Source organism: Streptomyces sp. iso_384 (assembly GCF_056172905.1).
In genome coordinates this window covers 1-1,692 of record NZ_JBWBTT010000029.1, presented here as the reverse complement: position 1 = coordinate 1,692, position 1,692 = coordinate 1, and the positions used below count along the sequence as shown (strand labels likewise).

Annotated in this window: 1 protein-coding gene; it reads right to left on the bottom strand. The window is 68.7% G+C overall.

Going from position 1 to position 1,692, the window contains the following annotated elements:
• Nucleotides 1-1,233, bottom strand: a 1,233-nt coding sequence (locus tag AC0VY3_RS37880) for a Mu transposase C-terminal domain-containing protein (RefSeq protein ID WP_475552001.1), incomplete at its 3' end; no start/stop codon positions are given.
• Nucleotides 1,234-1,692 lie beyond the last annotated feature (459 nt).

The following is a 1,692-nucleotide window of genomic DNA, read 5'->3' as shown; positions in this document are numbered from 1 at the left end:
CCGCCTGGTGTGCTGCTCGCGCTTGTCTGGCTGGGGTTCACCACTTGTCGGCTTCCTCGTGCGCGTTGTAGAGCCCGAATCCGGTGACCGGGGCGGGGCTGAGGTCGTCGTCGGGCAGGTTGTCGAGGTCGTCGATGCTGTCGTCGTTGCCTTCGGTGGCTTGCTGCGCCAAGTTGTCGGCGGGTGCTTCGGTGCCGTGGTCCCCATCGCGGGCTGGGGGTAGTGGGCGGTGGGCGGTGCGGGCGAGGAGTGCCTGCTCCGTTGTGGTGGCGTGGCCGCTGTGGACGCGGCGCATGAGCTGGTCGAGGGCGTCGGCGAGCTGGCTTCGTACTGCTCGGTGTCACTGTGGTTGCCGTCAACGGCCTGGGTGCGGATGTGTTGCCAGGTGCGTTCGTCGAAGGGCCGGTGGACGTGGTCGCGGTGGATCCACGGGATCTCGGTGAGTTCGCCGTCGGGAAGACGGACCCAGATCTGGCGCACGTCGTGGGGGTTGTAGTGGATCTCCCATTTCCCGCTGCGGCCGGCGACGGGGGAGGGCTGGCCGCGGTGTGGGGCGAGGAGGTCCGCGTCGTAGGTGCGGTGGTGGATGGTGATGCCGCCGGGGGTGATGGCCTGCCAGCGCACGGGGAGCAGTTCGAGGTAGTCGCGCCCGGTCAGCGGGACGGGGACGTATCCGGCGACGGCGACGAGCGCGGCCCACATCTGGTTCGGTGTGAGTGCCTTCCTGGGCATCATCGGGTGGCGCAGCCCTTCGTGGGGCCGGTGGTGGTAGTGCACCAGCCACTCATCGAGGAGGTCCTGGAGCTGGGCGACGCCGTAGCAGGCGTCTTTCTCGGTGTCGGGGCCGCGGCGGGTGACGTCGGATCCGGTGTAGCCGGGCAGGTACTGGCAGAACAGGGCGTTGATGGAGCCGAAGGTGCGCTCGACGATGCCCTTCGCGGTGGGGGCGCGAAGCCTGGCCTCGTCCTCCGTGAGTTGGCGCCGTACTTGCTCAGCCGCCGACTCGACGCGCAGCCCGCCGCGTCGCCCACGTGGTGCGAGCCCGGCCGTCGACTTGGCGTGCCCTGCGACGTCGTCCAGGGCCTGCGGACGAACGAGCCTATCTGCGGGCTGGGGAGGGTCTGCTTGCCCCGCTAGGAGACACGCCCCGCGTCCCGCACCGCGCCCGTCAAGCCAGTGCGCACCCTCACCGCCCGGCGCCCGCTGGCAGAGCTCTCTGACGACCTGGTGCATGAGCTGGCACCGCATGCCTGTCGGGGATGAGGGCGCCAGCGTCGCCGTCTGTAAAAAATGGGAGCAGGGGTGCACTGCGCAGGTTGGTTGAGTACTGCGTAGGTTCGCTGATTCACGACATGAAAAGCCATTCCAGACCGTGCCGGACGTGCTGCCAAATAACATTCTCTACCCCGGCACGCATCATGATGCATAGCGGCCGAGCGGCCCGGGGTGGGGGAGATTTCCAATCGGCACCCCGGGCCGGGTGGTGATGCAAAGTCAGGGACGGTGCCAGTCCGACCGGTTGGCGCACGGCCGCCCCGAGTCGACCCCTGCTGCTAGCCGCCCGCGTAAGCGGGCTACTCCTGCAGGCGGAGCCGGAAGGATCTCACCCGACCACCCGTCACCACCGGTCCCAGCGCGGAGCGCAGGGACCGGCTCAACCGCCCACCTGTCTTTTGAATTCCGGAGGAATTC